We start from the raw sequence: 16,074 nt of genomic DNA on the forward strand, positions 1-16,074 counted from the left end.
CAGGGCGATCTGAGGCAAATGGGACACCATCGACATTCTGGAGGACCGGATCATGAGTCTCGACTATGCAGGAAAATCCCACGACGAAGCGGTCGCCGCGCGCAAGAAGGCGCGGCAGCGCGCGCAGGAGCCGGCGGGCGGCGAGATGGCCGTCGACGGCGTCGAAGCCGACGCCACGCATAGCTGCGGCGAGTTGTCGGAACGAGGCAAACAGGTGTGGCGCACGGGCGCCGGACTCGATGGCGGAGGGAAGGCGCCGAGCCGCTAGGACTCTCGCGGGTTGTCCGTCGGCCGTGGCTAGAAGGGGCCGCTTGACGCCGCCGTATTCCCATGCAGGCCGAATGCTGAATACTGGAATACGAAAGGGCGCCGTTGCCGGCGCCCTTTTCTCATGCTTCCTTGCTGCGTATTTCGACGTGCCGGTCAGTTGCCAAAAAATACGTTGCAGTACGACGCCGGGCCGTTGCAGGTCGAAGCCGGAGCGTCGGCGTGAGCGACACCCGAAGCCGCTGCGAACAGCGCGGCCGAAGCGATCAGGGCGGAGAAAATGCGTTTCATGGTGTGCGTCCTCGTTTGTGTGTGGGTTGCGCGATCTGATGCGATCGATGGCGTGAAGAATAGCGAGCGAGCCCGCGTCCACAAACAGCGAAGATGAGAAGACATTATTTTATAAATTGAAATAATCGCTATTGTGCGATTGCGTTGAATTGGTGGTCGACTGCGACGCGTTGATCGGCCCGTATGGCGATCCAACAGCCTTGTCGCGCGCAGACTCGAAATATCATTTCTTGCAACAATTAATTTCCGGCGTCATAAGCGGCCGCGCCGCGCGACGAAGCTCCCAGGCATCGATTGCCAAGGGGCATATGTTCAATACCGATTCGCTAGGGCAGGAGCGTGAGGGAGAATGGCGCACGCATCCGCAAACCGTGCGAGGACGACCATCCGCTCATGAATCACGACGTTTCAGGACGACACGCGCAGCGACGGAGCATGCCGTGACGCAGCCAGGCGCTCCCTCGCTGGACGATCCCATTTATCTCGCGCAATTGCGGCGTGACCTCGTGCGCTTCGCCCGTCTGCAATTGCGCGACGCCGCGGCCGCCGAGGACGCCGTGCAGGAAGCGCTGACCGCCGCGTGGACTCAGGCCACGCGTTTCGCCGCGCAGTCGGAGCACAAGACCTGGGTGTTCGGCATCCTGCGCCATAAGCTCGTCGACACGCTGCGCGCGCGCCAACGCACGGTCAATCTGTCGGCGCTCGAAGCCGAACTCGACGGCGAGGCGCTGCTTGATCGCGTGCTCTTCAAGGACAACGGCCACTGGTCGCGCGAGACCAAACCGCGTCCGTGGCCGACACCCGAAACTGCATTGCGCCAGCAGCAATTCTGGACGCTGTTCGAGATGTGCCTCGAGCATTTGCCCGAGCACATTGGACGCGTGTTCATGATGCGGGAGTTTCTCGACCTCGACATCGCGGCGATCTGCGCCGAACTGCAGATCAACGCGAATCATTGCAGCGTGCTGATCTATCGCGCGCGGCTGCGGCTACGCACGTGCCTGAGCGAAAAAGGCCTATCCAGCGAGGATGCGAATGGGGAAATGTAAGGACATCACGCGGCTGCTATCCGATGCGCTCGACCGCTCCCTGTCGACTGGCGAATGGCTCGCGATCCGCCTGCATCTGCCGACCTGCAGCGGGTGCCGGAACTATCGCAAACAGATCCGCCTGCTGCGGGTCGCCGCGCATGTGGCGAGCGGAGTGGCGAACGTGGATGGAGAGGTGAGCGGCGACGAGTGATTTGCCGCTTTGCAATACCGTAGTTCAGCGCTCGCCGATCGGCACGTCGCGATAGCGTTCGAAAAAGCGAGCATGCGATGCTTCATCGATGCCGACAGGATGCGCATCGGCACGCGCCGGATGTTTGGCGCGTTGCGCGCGGGTGCGAATCGGCCGATGCGCGAAATTGCCGCCGCAATTCGGACACACGTTGCGCAGCCTCGTCAGCGCGCAGACCTCGCAGAACGTGCATTCGTAGGTGCAGATCATTGCGTCGGGCGCGTTCGGCGGAAGTGACTTGCCGCAGCCTTCGCAGGTTGGTCGCAATTCGAGCATGACGGTGGCTCCTGTTGTTGATGACGCGAGGCGCGGCTTGCCGCCTGGCGTCGCGTGAGGTTCTGCGCGCGTGTTCCGCTGTGCGCGCGTCAATACGCTGCCCAAATGGGTGAGGCTGTCGCGCGCGCCGTGCTCACGTCAACGCGCTCCACAGCACGAGCGTCAACGCGAGACCGACGACCGATACGATCGTCTGCAAGACCGACCACACCAGCACAGTCTGTTTAAGCTGGAGTCCGAAATATTCGCGGACCATCCAGAAGCCGGCGTCGTTCACATGGCAGAAGAACACCGAGCCGGCGCCGATCGCGAGCGCCATCAGCGAATTGTGCGTCGTGGCGACCGTCGCCGAGCCGGTGGCCTGACGCAGCGCGACGGCGATCAACCAGGCGAGCAAGATCAGCGGCATAGGCGCCCCGACCGCGATCTTGCCGATCGTCGCGCTGATGCCCGCTGCGACGAGCGCCTGCTTCAGGCCGCCGCCCGCGCCGATCGTCAGCAACAGCGCGACGATCGGCGGCAGGCTTCTGCGCAGAATGCCCCCGACGCGCTCGCGCGCCATGCCGCGCGACCAGCCGAGCGCGACCACAGCGAACAGCACGGTGAGGCCCAGCGCGATCAGCGGCTCGCCAAGAAAATTCAGCATATCGAAGAGCAACGTTTCGGGCTCGAGCAGCAGCGTCGCGACCGTGCGGCCGAGCATCAGAACGACGGGCAGCAGGAACGTGATCAGAAAGATTGCGAAGCCCGGCGGCTCGAAGCCGTTCTGCTCGGCGGTGAACAGCTTGCCCATTTCTTCAGGCTCGACGACGAGCATGCGTTTCGACAGCCAGATGCCATACAGCGGACCGGCGAGGACCACCGCGGGAAGCGCCACGATCAGGCCGAGGCCCAACGTCAAGCCGAGATCGGCGTGCAACGCGCTCACCGCGATCAGCGGACCCGGATGCGGCGGCAGCAGCGCATGCAGCGTCGTCATACCGGCGAGCGCGGGAATCGCGATGCGCAGAATCGGCTGCTGCGCGCGACGCGCCATGACGAAGATGATCGGCACCATCATCACGAGGCCGACTTCGAAGAACAGCGGCAGGCCGATGAGCAGCGCGACGACGCATCATCCACGGCAGCGTGCGCGAGGATCGTCGACACGAGCCGGTCGGTGGCGCCCGATTCGGCCATCAACGCACCGAGCATCGCGCCCAGCGCAATGATGATGCCGACGTCGCCGAGCAACGCGCCGGCGCCTTTGCTGAACGCGCTCGCGACTGCTTCGAGCGGCAGGCCGGCCGTGAAGCCCGCCGCGAAGGTGCCGACCAGGATCGACAGGAACGGCGCGAGCTTGAGCATGCCGATGAAGATGATGATCAGTGCTAGTCCAAGCGCGCACGACAGGATCAGTTGGGTGTCGTGGGCGGCCCCCGGTGTCAGTGTTGTCGTTACAGGCACGGCGGCTTTTTTCCTCTCTTCGTTTGCAGTCGATCGATGCAGCCGCGAGCTGGTGGTGCGGGCGCTTGTTTTGCCGGTCGATTGCAGCGGGAGGGGATAGGTTGGGCTTTGGGCAATGCTTCGCTACTGCCGGATGATTTGCTTATGCGAATTTATCGGTTCGTCCAGGCTCGCAGACGAATTATCGTCGGAGTCAATCGGACCATCTTTGGGCGTCCGTTAAATTATTTTTCGACGAGTATTCTCATGTCCCGTGATCCGCTGCTGACGCGCCGTACGTTTCTGGCCGGCGTAGGCGCAACGCTGGCCGCCGCCGCGTTGCCGGTCTTCTCCGCCGCCGCATTTGCCGCCGATGAACAAGCAAAAGAACTTCGCATCGGATATCAGAAAGCAGCGAGCACCCTGGTATTGCTGAAGGCGCACGGCACGCTCGAAAAGCGGCTTGCGCCACGCGGCATCACGGTCAAATGGACCGAGTTTCCGGCTGGGCCGCAATTGCTGGAAGGGCTGAACGTCGGCGCGATCGATTTCGGCTATGTGGGCGAAGCGCCGCCCGTGTTCGCGCAGGCCGCGGGTGCCAATTTCGTCTACACGGCGTATGAAATTCCGACGCCGCACGCCGAAGGCATCCTCGTGCATCCGGACGCGCCAATCAAAACCTTGGCCGATTTGAAGGGAAAGAAGATTGCGCTGAACAAGGGCTCGGATTGCACTGGTTTGTCGTCGCCGCGTTGCAGAAGAACGGCGTGAAGTTCAGCGAGATCCAACCCGTGTATCTGCCGCCCGCCGATGCACGCGCGGCCTTCGAGCGCGGTGCGGTCGATCCGTGGGCGATCTGGGATCCGTTCCTCGAAGCCGCCAGGCGGCAAACGAACGCGCGGCAGCTCGCCGATGCCGAGGGTATCGTGAGTCACCACCAGTTCTTTCTGAGCGCGCGGCCCTTCGCGCAACAGAACGGCGACGTCCTTGCGATCGTGATCGATGAAGTCAGCAAGGAAGGGGAGTGGGTGCGCGGCCATTACAGCGAGGCCGCCGCCCAACTCGCGCCAATTCAAGGGCTCGACGCGAGCGTGATCGAATCAGGCTTGCGGCATTACGCGCATATCTACAAGCCCGTCGACGCGAACGTGCTTGCGGAACAACAGCGCATCGCGGATACGTTCACCGAACTGCATCTGATCCCGACGAAGATCGTGACCAAGGATGCCGCGCTGTCCGGCAAAGCGTAGCGCAGCAGTTCGAGTCCGCATTGCCCACATCGTTTTACTTCGACGGTCGCGCGATCAGGCGAAAAGCGCGGCGACATTTTCCGGCGGGCGGCCGATGACAGCCCGTCCGTTTCTGACGACGATCGGTCGTTGCAACAGAATCGGATGCTTCGCCAATGCGTCATAGAGCTGGGCGTCCGTCAGCGCCGTGTCGGCAAGATTGAGCTCTTTATATTCAGCCTCGGTGTCGCGGATCATTTCGCGGACGGGACAGCCGAGTTGAGCATTGAGCTTCTCAAGCTCTGCGACGGTGAGTGGCTTCTTCAGATATTCGACGATTTCCGTCGCTTCGTTTGCGGAGTTGTAGGTGTTCGCGACGAGTTCGCAGGTGGTGCGAGATTTGGAGCAGCGCGGGTTGTGGTAGATGGTGATCATGGCTGGATTCGGAGCTTACGCCGTTGAAGGTTGCTGCGACGGTTAGAACGATTCGGGAATTTTAGCGGGTGACTTGATGACGTGGCGCGGGATGACTGCGCGGCATCCGCGTTGTTTGAACCATCGGTGAGGTGGGTCGGTTTATGCGCATAAACCGACGCTGCCTTCGAGGCGAGTGGGAATAGTTTAATACTGGCACCCTGAGTTCTAGTCGCACCTGAGATTTGCTCGCGCGGGCGCGATTCAAACGACAACCTATATCCCCGCTGATGAGGCGCCGGATGCACGTTTGCCGCTTGCCGCCATGTCTGGGGAGAATCGGCGTCGGACGAATTCATGACGAATGGTCCCTCCGGGCCAATTGGCACGCGAACTTTATGCGCATAAAGTCTGGCACCTCTCACCCCTTTGGTCGCTCAGATGCGTGCGCTCCTTTTCTCTACACATCAGCCCGAAAACCGCGAACAGTCACCGACGACTGTGCACGCAGTGCGCGAGCACTCGTTACTTTCCCTTTGCCACCGCCGGACAGCGATCAGCAACGCTTAAGCCCCAGTCCACGCTTGCCCTGATATCCCGCAAGACCCCGGACACGCGTCCGATGCCTCTTTATGCGCATAAACCCTTTGCCGAATGGCCAATTTCCGAACTGCGCTTACGCAAATCATTTGAAATCGCAATTCAACCAGGTAAAATCCATTTGCGTCTAAAAAGAGGAGGTGAAATTTGGCGGCAGAAATCATCGCGGTAACACAGCAGAAAGGCGGGGTCGGGAAGAGCACCATCGCGATGCATCTCGGCGCTGCATTTCACGAGAAAGGCAAACGCGTTCTCGTCGTCGACGCGGATGGCCAAAACACTCTGATTCACTGGGCCAGTGCTGCCTCCGACGGCGACATCGGTATTCCATTCGCCGTCGTCAACCTGTCCGAAGCAGGCAGCCAGATCCATCGCGAGATCAAGAAGTTCGTGGCTGACTACGACATCATCGTCGTCGACTGCCCGCCCTCCATCACCGAAAAAGTCTCGGGCGTCGTTCTGCTCGCGGCGAGCGTCGCGGTGATCCCAACTTCCTCGTCCCCTGCCGATTACTGGTCGAGCATCGGCCTCGTCAAGCTGGTCCAGCAAGCGCAGGTCATGAACGAAGACCTGCGAGCCGTGTTCCTGCTCAACAAGACTGAAGAGAAACGGATGCTGACGCGCGAACTGAAGCGCGCGCTCGAAGAACTCGGCTTCCCTCTCCTCAAGACCCAGATTCCCACGCGCGAAGCCTACAAGCAGGCAATGGCGTTAGGGCAAACGGTGCTTCAGATGAACGACCGCGGCGCGAAGCTCGCCGCGCTCGAAGTACGGGCGTGCGCCAACGAGATCGCCGCCTTGCTCCCGTGAATTTATGCGCATAAAGGACCCTGAATGAAACCGTCCCAGTTCGCCAAAGGCTTTCAAGCACGTCCTGACACGACCAGCAGCGAAAAGCGCACCGCGCTCGACCGGCTGAATGCGATCGACGGCCTGGTCAGAAACGAGGCGAAAACTCCCACGATCGCCGGGCGTGCGATTCCGGCCGTCTTGCCGTCGCGTCTGCAGGACGCGGAGATTCCTGATCCGGACAACGAATCGGCGGCCTACCGCGCCTGGAGGCTCGAACACGGCTATCGCCCCGGCCAGATCATCGAACTGGCGCTCAAGACGATCAAGCCGAGCCCGTTCAATCCACGGTACTTCTATGTGAAGTCGTCGATTGCGGAGCTTGCCGTCAATCTGGCGAAGCAGGGGCAGCAGCAGGCGATTCACGTCATTCCCGACTATGACAACCCTGGCACCTACTTCGTCAGTGACGGCGGCAGACGGGTGCGTGCGCTGAAAGAAGCGAACAAGGAGTCGGTGAAAGCGATCGTCATCGATCTGCCGGTCGGTATCCAGAGCTACAAGCTCGGTTACGACCTCAACGTGCAGCGCGACTCGCAGACGGTGTTCGACAACGCGGTCGTGTGGCGACGCTTTCTGGACGAGCGGCATTTCCAGAGCCAGAAGGAACTGGCCGAACATCTCGGCCTCGACGAATCGACGGTCGCAGTCGCGCTGTCCATCGCCAAACTCCCGGAAACCGTGATGCAGGAAATGGTCGCGCGCCCTGACCGCTTCGGCTCGAACATGGCGTATCAGGTGGGCCGCTACCACACGGCTCGCGGCGCGGAGGCGACACTGCGACTGATCAACCGGATCCTTTCCGACGATCTGAGCACACGCCAGGTCGCCGACATCGTCAAAGGCCGAGCGACCTCGCAGGAAAGCGCCAAACCGGCGGGCCGGCAGCGCTACGCGCAACGTCTGGAAATCAAGCTTGGTGGTGTGTCGGTCGGCGATCTGAAGTCGTACGGGGACGACCGGCTCGAGTTGCGCCTGAAAGGCCTCACGCGTGAAAAGCGCGACGACATCCTGCGGCAGATCGAGAAGATGCTGAAGTAAGACGTGAGGGCGGTGCGCATGCACCGCCGCCTGGATTTCAAAGGCAGTTATCGACCCATCACGCCGCGCGCGACTGGCTCAGCGTAAAGGCGAGCAGGTCGCCGTCGGTCGGTTCGCCCCAGGTCCTGCGCGCGAGCCAGTCGAAGAACGCCGTTTCGACGATCTTCGAATCGAGCCCGCGACGCCGCCAGTCGTCGCGCATGTGCGTGCCCAGCCCCGGCAATTCATCTTCCTCGAACGACTGTCGCGCGATATCGCGCTCCGACTCGCCCTGTTCGTTGTACAACTCGTAGGCCTGCTTGCGACGGTAAGCCGAGTATTCACCGAGCAGACGCGCCTTCAGATCGTCGGCCGGCGACGCCGCGGCCTTGCTGGTGCCGCCACCCGCGGGCAGCGCCTCGACCGGCGGCGCATAGCCTTTCTTCAACGCATCCTTGAACAGCGCCGGCGCACTCCGCACCGGCGGCAGTGACGTGCTGCGCATACGCTGCTCGGTCATCTGCAGCGCCGCGCGGATCCGGTTCTCCTCGCTGTCCGCATAAAGCGTCTGCGCCTCCTTGAGCGGAATGCCGATCTTCACCATCCGGTCGACCAGCGTGCTGTCGAACACGTTCGGATGTTCGTCGAGCGCGAGCATCGGCTGCTTGCGCTCGGTCACGCGGAACTGGATTTCAGCGACGCGCCGACCCTCGCGATGCTCGATCAGCTCGACAAAAATGTTCGTGACCGCGTTGACCTCGGCGATGGCCGGGCGCAGGTAGTCGCGCTTGAAATACTTGTACTCGCGCTTCGCCTCGTCGCCGGCTTCAGTGTCCGGCGTGCCCGACAGAATCGGCCGCCACCATTCCCAGGTCTCGCGCATCGTCAGGTGGCTGGGGTTGGTCAGGTAGCGCACGCAGATCTCGTAGAGTGCGAGGCCCGCGCTGCTGCGCAGCTGGCTCTGGAACTGCAGACTCAGCCGCGCATACTGAACCGGATCGAGCAGTTTCTTCTTGATCTTCGGCGCAAACGAAAACTCGACCCAGACGCGACGCGTGGTCGGATCTTCGAGAATTTCCGCGTCCGCGATCAGCGTCGAAATACCCCATTTGCGGCCAGGCTTCTGACTCGATGTGCCGGTGCTCCACTCGACCTGCACCGACACCATGCGGCGCAGATGCTCCTTGACGAGCGCGGTGTCATTGGAATCGAACGCGGAATTGGCGACGATGTCGGACAGCAGCGCCCGATAGGTGTCGCCCGACTCATCCGCTTGCTGGGCCACTGCGAGTAACACGTTAAAAAGCTTGCGCGTGAGCAGCGTGATCTTGCCGCTCTTGGGCTGGATCGCGATCGCCTCGACGGCTTTGCGCAGCTCAGCCGAGCTCGGGCTGACAACATCGGTCTTTTTCGCGCGCTTCGTGGCCATGCGTCGAGGTGAGGAGGGGATTTCGCGAGAGCATACCGGCTGTGGTGATACGCGTCTATAGCGCCCATCTCACCATTGCCGGTGAAGCGAGTTTACGAAGCGCAACTCACCTCGAGCAACTCCCGAAAACCCTCACCTCGTGTGCGTGCCGCCAGGATCGGGCTCTCCTTGCCGGTCGCGGCGTCTGCGAATCCGGCTTGTTTCGCCGCGTGCGGCAACGGGGAGCATGTGATCCCGAATCTTCTCACCTCAAAAATTTTCGCGGATTTTTTCGAGAACCTCGTGTAAACGGATGGCGTCCGGGGCGGCTGATGACTTCGTCGTGCGGCCTCGCGATCGTTTCGTCGACCGTCGCGTGCTGCCGGCCGACGCACAGTCCCGGATCGATAGATGGAATGCCCGCACGGTATTGGGCCCGCAACGCGGCGCGGGCCAGCGACGGGCGCCCCGTCAGCCCTGTTGTCGGTGCATCAAGCTTCCTATCGCCGGGCGCGCCATTCGACTGCTTGGTACCTCCGCTGACAATTCAGCCCTCACTACCGAGAACCTGCCGGAGTTAATCACCTGTTTCGACTTCGAGCCTGGTCCGAAGCCGCCGAAAAAGGGGAGATTCAACCACAGGCAAATCCTCACCGCTCCAATGCTCCCGAAAAACCTCACCATAGCACCGCAGAACGGCACAACACGACACGCGCTCATGCCACGCCAGTACCGCATTTCCGCAATGCAACCTCCTGAAAAGCGTCACCTTTGACCTTTACGGAGGCCCCGGCGCCCCCTCCCAAAGAACTCCTGAAAAGTCTCACCTTTGCTGGAGGACAGGAAAAAAATCAACGATTTCCGTGACTTGCGATAATCCCATCTAGCGCTCGAACCATGGGTGTTCCCGTAAAATCTCACCTTAAGCCAGTTTTTCGCACCGCAGCACTTTTCATTGCGTCCCCGCGGACCTCCCGAAAAGACTCACCTTTGCAATCAGCGACCAGGTATACCTTCGCTCGCAAATTGCCATCCGCCGGGCATCTCCAGCCGATAGCCCGCGTTTCAGTCCCGAATCTCCTCACCTTAACGCGTAAAACCCTATCCAGACCTTCCCGAAAAGCCTCACCTTTGACGGAATCGCCGGCCAAATCGGCTCCCGGATCTAGCTGATCAGCCAGTTCCCCGAATCCCCTCACCTTTCCAATCGCCAGCGGTTCCCGCCGACCAGTCTTTCGGGCGATCGATGCGTCGAATTCCATCCTGGCTCCCGTAAAACCTCACCTCAGCAGTATCGATGCTCAAAAAGAAAGCAAAACTGGACCCCGCGCCCCGAAAAATCTCACCTTCGTTTTCCGTTTTCTCCCGCTACGGCTCACCAAAGCGGTTAACCACCCCAAAAAACCGGCTAAAAACCATGCTCGCGAGCCTCCCGAAAGCCCTCACCTTGCTCAGACCAAACCGAACAGACACTTTCGAGGGGTGTCGGGCGCTTCGCGGCCGCGAAGTCCCGCAAAACCTCACCTTTGCCCAAACCCCACGTATACGGTGGTTCCTGAACCCGCTCACGTTCCGTCCCGGAGCCGCTCACCGAGCTTCCCGAACCCCATCACTCGAGTTTCCCGCAGACCCTCACCAAGTCTCCCGCAAAGCTTCACCTTGCTGGCCTGAAAGCCGCGCCAGATAAGGGTTTGCCGAGTCGTTAACGTCTTTAACAAGGGTTCAAAGGTGTTTATTTTTATTACTCTCAAGCCTTACACCCGCGAGCCCCGTGAAACACAGGCCCAACACCCCGCAGCCATTGCCGATCCATCGTGAAACAGTGCGCGACCATGCGGAAATCAAACAAAATTCTTCTAATACAATGGCTTATTAGCTATTCTTCGTTTTGTTTCACGGAGAAAAACGGCAGACGCGTGTTTACTATCGCAATTTGCACGCAAAAGCCCGTCGGTATACGCCAATCCGTTCGCCACCGATAAATCGGTAGCAAACACTACGTAAATTGTTATGATCCATCCAATTCGAGCCACATCGAGGTAAACATGAATCTGGATCAGGAGCGGCAAGCCATTCGCGACGAGCTTGAATCGATGCGTGCGCAGGGCGTGCGCCGCCAGGATCTGTCGCTGCATGCATGTAAACGGCTTTTTTTCGATCTCGGCATCCGGCCATCGATGGCGGCCGTGCGCGATCTCACGCAAACCGGCAGCGCGAGCGACATCCCGAAGGACATCGATCATTTCTGGGAGCGCATCCGCAGCGTGTCGCGCGTCAAGGTCGGAGCGGGTGCGATACCAAAGGCACTGGAAGATCGCGCCGGCGAACTGCTGGGCGCGTTATTCGAAGAAGCGGTCGTGCAGGCCAAAGCGTCGCTCGATGGCGAACGTGAAGAGATCCGCGCGCAGATCAGCGCCGCCGATCTACGCGTACGCGAGGCGGAAATTCGTCGGGATGCGGCCGACGACGCCATCAGGCGCAGCGAAGCGCGCGCCGAAACCGCGTGGGAGCGGGTTCGCGCACTTGAAACCCAGTTATCGAGCGCGACTACGCACGGCAGCGTTCACCTCGAAGGCATGCAGGCAACCACGCGCCGGCTCGACCAGGAGAACGAGGCGCTGCGGCAACGGCTCGAAAACGAACAGACTGCCAATGCTGCGTTGCGGGACCGGATCGACGCGTTGCACGTCGAATTGCGGCAAAGCACGGAGCACTATGCACAGCAGATCAAGGATGCGGTGGCCGAGGCCGAGCGGCGCGTCAAGCCGATGCTAGTCGAACTCGACTCGCTGCGTAGCATGGCCGCGACGTATCAGTCCGGCGTGCGTGATGCGAGCCGCAAGGAATTCGAGTTCATTCAGCAGATTGCCGCCGCCAAGGCGCGCGCCGATCGGCTCGACGCGCAGCTGCGCGAGCAGTCGGACGAAGTCGACGCGCTGACGAAAGAAGTCGCCACCCTGCGTGGCCAGCAGGGCATCGATCCGGCCATCGCCGTACTGTTGTGCTCGCTGGTTACTGAGGGGCGGCTCACGAGCAAAGAGTTGAGCATGATCGGCACCGCGGCTGACGGCCACGTGACGCTGCCCGCGAGATGCCCGAAATGCGAGGAAGGTGAGCCGGAGCTGTCGCAGGTCGATCACCGTTTCGAACTGTTCTGCCCGGAATGCGAGCACTCTTCGGGCCTCGGCGAATCGAGGCTCGCGGCGGTGAAGCAGTTCCTGTCGAACGATGGCGCCACCGCGCCGTCGTCCCGCTCCGTCCACGCGATGCGTTAACCAGAGGCGGCCAATTCAACGGGAAAAACGTCAAAGGTGAGGAAATTCGGGACCTCAATGGTGAGGTTCTTCAGGGTTCGCCGGCTCCCGTTTTCCTCGTCAAACGCCCGTCACGGCGGGGCTCGGCCAACGGTGCCGCAGCAGGATCCGGCTCCTCTGTCGCGGGCGAATCCTGCTGATCAATCCAGGTTTGCCACGCGCGATATAGCCGGTTCGCGGACACCGCCTGCACGAAGCCGAGCCATTGACCGACCTGTTCGGCCTCTACCCCGCTTTCGAACAGGTCCGCCGCAAACGTGTTGCGCAAGGTCTGCGGACTCGCGCGCGATTGGCGCGACGTGGCAATCCCCGCTGCATCGACGAGCGCATCCACCGCGCGCAGCATCGTGGCCTTATGCATCGGCCTGCCTGACGGCGATGCGGGAAACACAAGCTTGCCGGCCAGTTGCGTCAGCCGGCGTTCGGCTAGCCAGGCGTCGAGAATCGCCGTTGCGAACGGCGCGAGTCGCGTGCGCCGCGTCAGCACTGGATTCGCGGACTCGATCGTGACCCACGGCGAGCCCTCTCTCACGCAACTAACCGTAAGCGCTCCCGCTTCGCCCGTCTTCAGTCCTGCGCCCAGAAACACCGCGATCAATGCGCGATCGCGCCGCTCTCTCCAGCGCTGCGCGGTCGACAACGCCGGCAACGGCGCGAACAGCCGCGCGATCAACGCAGTGCGTTCCGCATGCGTGAGAAACCCGGTCGGCTCATTGTCGCGCGCATTGCGCCACGCGGCTTCCCCGTCCTGAGCGATGAAACGAGCCGGGTTGGTCGACGCCGATTCGATCTCGCGCACGTGATCGAGCACGCGCTCGATAAGCCGCAAATAGCGGATCCGCTGCGTTCTGCGAATCTCGAGGCTGGCGACGAATTCGGCGATCGCGGGCGTGTCGACCGTCGCGAGGCTTTGTTGCCGCGCGCCGAGCCAATCGAGAAACTGACCCCACTGCGCCTGATAGACCAACGCCGAAGAGCGACGGAAGTGCTGCTTCGCGAGCCACGCATCGAACGCGACCTGCGGGTCGCGACGCCAGTCTTCGCGTTGCTGATCGAACAGATCGGTAGAGGGCGCGGGACGGGGAACGGGGTCGGACAGATGAGGAGGTGACATGGGCAATCCTTCCGTTAGTTGCACCGTTTGGTCCACGTATTGTAGGCGCTGACCGCCGCGAGGCCGACCGCGAGGAATGGATGAGGATCCGAGCCATCCCGACGTGGTGCCGCCATTAGCCGCCCCACGCCCGGGCGCGCTTTAAGGGCGCATCGGCCGGCCGTGGCAGCGCCGCCCGGCGCGCCGCTTGCCGCGCCGCTTCCTCGTACGCATTGACGGCAAACGCAAAAACGGCCGGCAATGCGTTGGAGGTGCCGAAATCCACGCCGTCATCGGTTTCTGGATAAGGCAGATCGGACGGGCGCTGGAACAGCCCGAGCATCAGCGCGTCGTGCCGGCTGGCAAAACCGAGATCGGCCAGCGCCTCGGCTTCGATGGCATGGAGCAGACGCCACGTGAGCGGCACCTGCCTGACGATGTAGCGCGCGGCGATGCTGCGCACGATATGTTCGAGATCGCGCGCGGCGGTCTGGAAGCGCAGCGCGGCGAGAGTTTGATCGGTAGGGTCGGTTTTCAGGTTGTTCATTCTCGGCTCCAATCGACACCTGATACTGTACAAACATACAGTACCGGGCGCAACCTGGCCGAACGACTAACCGTGAATCACGACCAGCAGCGCTTTCGCCTCGCTCTTGCCGACGTTGCGGATCGCATGCGGAACATCCGCGACGTAGCGCGCGGTGTCCGCGACCTTGAGCCGCTTCGTCGCGCCGGCCGCCTCGATGTCGATCGAGCCGTGCAGCACGGTCAGATGCTCGCGCGTGCCTGGCTCGTGCGCGTTCGACACGAGAGCCCCGCCTGGCTGCAGCGTCAACTCGTACCACTCGAACTTGCCGGCCAGCTCGATCGGTCCCCACACACGCAACTGGTATTTCGCTTCGTGACCGCTTAGCGTAGGAATATCGCGCGGTCCGGAAACGGCGATTGCCTCAGGCGACTTCGGCGGCGCAAACAGCGAATCGAGACTTACGCCAAGCGCATTGGTCAGCCGCCATGCAACCGCGATCGTCGGATTGGCCTTGTCGCGCTCGATTTCCGAGAGCATCGATTTCGACACGCCGGCCGCGCGCGACAGATCGTCGAGCGTCATGCGCCGCTCGGCGCGCAGCCGTTGAATCTGTTCGCCGACGCGCGGCGGCGCCGCAATCGCCGCACTTGGCGGTAATGCCGCGCTGGCGGAGGTGGGCGCCGCATTGGACGCGGTGCGGCGTGTACCCGAACTTGCCATTTCCTGACCCATCGTTTAGAGTTGTTCGATATACCGGATTTTAGTTCGGAAAAACGAAAATATCCGATAAAGCTGACAACCGACTATAACAGGCCGCCCTTCCCGCGCGCATGCGAATGCGGGCGCCATCTCTCTCAGGAGTCCCGTTCATGCGTGACCAATACCTTGCCCATTTGCGCGGCACCCTCGACCAGATCCGCGCCGACGGCTTCTACAAGAGCGAGCGCGTGATCGCGAGTCCGCAGTCGGCTGACGTGCGTCTTGCCGACGGCAGCGACGTGCTGAACTTCTGCGCAAACAACTATCTCGGTCTCGCCGACGACACGCGGCTGATCGAAGCCGCCAAGCAAGGCCTCGACAGCGACGGCTTCGGGATGGCGTCGGTGCGCTTCATCTGCGGCACGCAAACCGTGCACAAGCAACTCGAAGCGGCGCTCGCCGCATTCCTGCAAACCGACGACTGCATTCTCTACTCGAGCTGCTTCGACGCGAACGGCGGCCTGTTCGAAACGCTGCTCGACGAAAACGACGCGATCATCAGCGACGAGCTGAATCACGCGAGCATCATCGACGGTGTGCGGCTGTCCAAGGCGAAGCGCTTTCGCTACAGGAACAACGACCTCGGCGATCTCGAAGCGCGCCTGCAGGAAGCCGATGCGGCGGGCGCGCGCTTCAAACTGATCGCGACCGACGGCGTGTTCTCGATGGACGGCATCATCGCGAACCTCGCCGGCATCTGCGATCTGGCCGACAGGTACGGCGCATTGGTCATGGTCGACGACTCGCACGCCGTCGGCTTCATCGGTGAACACGGTCGCGGCACGCCCGAGCATTGCGGAGTGATGGCGCGCGTCGACATCATTACCGGCACGCTCGGCAAGGCGCTCGGCGGCGCATCGGGCGGCTACGTCGCGGCGCGCAAGGAAGTCGTCGAACTGTTGCGGCAGCGCTCCCGCCCGTATCTGTTCTCGAACACGCTCACGCCGAGCATCGCGGCGGCGTCGCTGAAGGTACTCGAATTGCTAGCCAGCGATGAAGGGGCGCTGCTGCGCGCACGCGTGCGCGAAAACGGCGCGCATTTCCGCCGCGCGATGAGCGCGCTCGGCTTCACGCTCGTGCCGGGCGAACATCCGATCATTCCGGTGATGCTCGGCGACGCGCAACTCGCGGGAAAGATGGCCGATGCGCTGCTGAAGCAAGGCGTCTACGTGATCGGTTTTTCGTTCCCGGTGGTGCCGCGTGGCCGCGCGCGCATCCGCACGCAGATGAGCGCCGCGCACACGCCGGAGCAGATCGACCGTGCCGTCGAGGCGTTCGCGCGCGTCGGCCGCGAGCTCGGCGTCATCCCCACGTGATCG

At 62.0% G+C, this 16,074-nt stretch carries 14 protein-coding genes and 2 pseudogenes; 8 read left to right on the forward strand and 8 right to left on the reverse strand.

Features of this window, described 5'->3' with window-relative positions:
- The first annotated feature begins 52 nt into the window (after positions 1-52).
- Positions 53-268, forward strand: coding sequence for a hypothetical protein (locus OKW38_RS31400; protein ID WP_026226445.1), 216 nt, complete (start codon positions 53-55; stop codon positions 266-268).
- 155 nt (positions 269-423) lie between these two features.
- Here OKW38_RS31400 and OKW38_RS31405 read toward each other — a convergent pair whose 3' ends face one another.
- A complete protein-coding gene (locus OKW38_RS31405; protein ID WP_018424013.1) occupies positions 424-558 on the reverse strand; it encodes a hypothetical protein in 135 nt (44 codons plus the stop codon).
- A 440-nt stretch (positions 559-998) separates the two neighbouring features.
- Between OKW38_RS31405 and OKW38_RS31410 the strand changes: the two genes are divergently transcribed.
- Both OKW38_RS31410 and OKW38_RS31415 read left to right on the forward strand, forming a co-directional pair.
- Positions 999-1,607, forward strand: coding sequence for an RNA polymerase factor sigma-70 (locus tag OKW38_RS31410; protein ID WP_429364778.1), 609 nt, complete (start codon positions 999-1,001; stop codon positions 1,605-1,607).
- Positions 1,588-1,800: a zf-HC2 domain-containing protein gene (locus OKW38_RS31415; RefSeq protein ID WP_187617628.1), complete on the forward strand. Its 213-nt coding sequence runs from the start codon at positions 1,588-1,590 to the stop codon at positions 1,798-1,800. The genes OKW38_RS31410 and OKW38_RS31415 overlap by 20 nt, the downstream gene beginning before the upstream one ends.
- 24 nt (positions 1,801-1,824) lie before the next feature.
- Here OKW38_RS31415 and OKW38_RS31420 read toward each other — a convergent pair whose 3' ends face one another.
- Positions 1,825-2,115: a DUF1272 domain-containing protein gene (locus OKW38_RS31420; RefSeq protein ID WP_429364780.1), complete on the reverse strand. Its 291-nt coding sequence runs from the start codon at positions 2,113-2,115 to the stop codon at positions 1,825-1,827.
- Positions 2,116-2,248: 133 nt separating this feature from the next.
- Positions 2,249-3,561 (reverse strand): annotated as a pseudogene (locus OKW38_RS31425) (GntP family permease).
- 246 nt (positions 3,562-3,807) lie between these two features.
- Here OKW38_RS31425 and OKW38_RS31430 point away from each other — a divergent pair.
- Positions 3,808-4,790, forward strand: a pseudogene (locus OKW38_RS31430) (sulfonate ABC transporter substrate-binding protein).
- A 54-nt stretch (positions 4,791-4,844) separates the two neighbouring features.
- Here the strand turns inward: OKW38_RS31430 and arsC are convergent.
- Positions 4,845-5,204: an arsenate reductase (glutaredoxin) gene (gene arsC, locus OKW38_RS31435; protein ID WP_429364782.1), complete on the reverse strand. Its 360-nt coding sequence runs from the start codon at positions 5,202-5,204 to the stop codon at positions 4,845-4,847.
- Positions 5,205-5,930: 726 nt separating this feature from the next.
- Here arsC and parA point away from each other — a divergent pair.
- Together parA and OKW38_RS31445 are read left to right on the forward strand one after the other, a co-directional pair.
- A complete protein-coding gene (parA, locus tag OKW38_RS31440) occupies positions 5,931-6,593 on the forward strand; it encodes a ParA family partition ATPase (RefSeq protein ID WP_013092840.1) in 663 nt (220 codons plus the stop codon).
- Positions 6,594-6,617: 24 nt separating this feature from the next.
- On the forward strand, positions 6,618-7,673 hold the full coding sequence (locus OKW38_RS31445) for a ParB/RepB/Spo0J family partition protein (protein WP_429364784.1): 1,056 nt from the start codon (positions 6,618-6,620) through the stop codon (positions 7,671-7,673).
- Positions 7,674-7,731: 58 nt separating this feature from the next.
- On the opposite strand, the gene OKW38_RS31450 is transcribed toward OKW38_RS31445, so the two are convergent.
- Positions 7,732-9,081: a replication initiation protein gene (locus tag OKW38_RS31450; RefSeq protein WP_184057688.1), complete on the reverse strand. Its 1,350-nt coding sequence runs from the start codon at positions 9,079-9,081 to the stop codon at positions 7,732-7,734.
- A gap of 2,024 nt (positions 9,082-11,105) precedes the next feature.
- Here OKW38_RS31450 and OKW38_RS31455 point away from each other — a divergent pair.
- The gene (locus OKW38_RS31455; protein WP_429333140.1) at positions 11,106-12,335 is read left to right on the forward strand and encodes a DNA-binding protein; all 1,230 of its coding nucleotides are present in this window, start codon (positions 11,106-11,108) and stop codon (positions 12,333-12,335) included.
- Positions 12,336-12,405: 70 nt separating this feature from the next.
- Here OKW38_RS31455 and OKW38_RS31460 read toward each other — a convergent pair whose 3' ends face one another.
- The 3 genes from OKW38_RS31460 to OKW38_RS31470 all read right to left on the reverse strand — a co-directional run bounded on the left by OKW38_RS31460 (position 12,406) and on the right by OKW38_RS31470 (position 14,728).
- Entirely contained in the window at positions 12,406-13,488 is a 1,083-nt protein-coding gene (locus tag OKW38_RS31460; protein WP_184031072.1) for a tyrosine-type recombinase/integrase, read from the reverse strand.
- A gap of 115 nt (positions 13,489-13,603) precedes the next feature.
- Positions 13,604-14,014 (reverse strand): DUF2471 family protein, encoded by a 411-nt coding sequence (locus OKW38_RS31465; RefSeq protein ID WP_429291929.1) that lies wholly within the window; start codon positions 14,012-14,014, stop codon positions 13,604-13,606.
- 66 nt (positions 14,015-14,080) lie between these two features.
- Positions 14,081-14,728 carry a helix-turn-helix domain-containing protein gene (locus OKW38_RS31470; RefSeq protein ID WP_090808148.1) on the reverse strand — a complete coding sequence of 216 codons (648 nt, stop codon included), beginning with the start codon at positions 14,726-14,728 and terminating at the stop codon, positions 14,081-14,083.
- 137 nt (positions 14,729-14,865) lie between these two features.
- Between OKW38_RS31470 and OKW38_RS31475 the strand changes: the two genes are divergently transcribed.
- Positions 14,866-16,071 (forward strand): glycine C-acetyltransferase, encoded by a 1,206-nt coding sequence (locus OKW38_RS31475; protein WP_090808149.1) that lies wholly within the window; start codon positions 14,866-14,868, stop codon positions 16,069-16,071.
- Positions 16,072-16,074: the final 3 nt, after the last annotated feature.

Source organism: Paraburkholderia sp. MM5496-R1 (assembly GCF_050436205.1).
Taxonomy (GTDB): Bacteria; Pseudomonadota; Gammaproteobacteria; order Burkholderiales; family Burkholderiaceae; genus Paraburkholderia; species Paraburkholderia tuberum.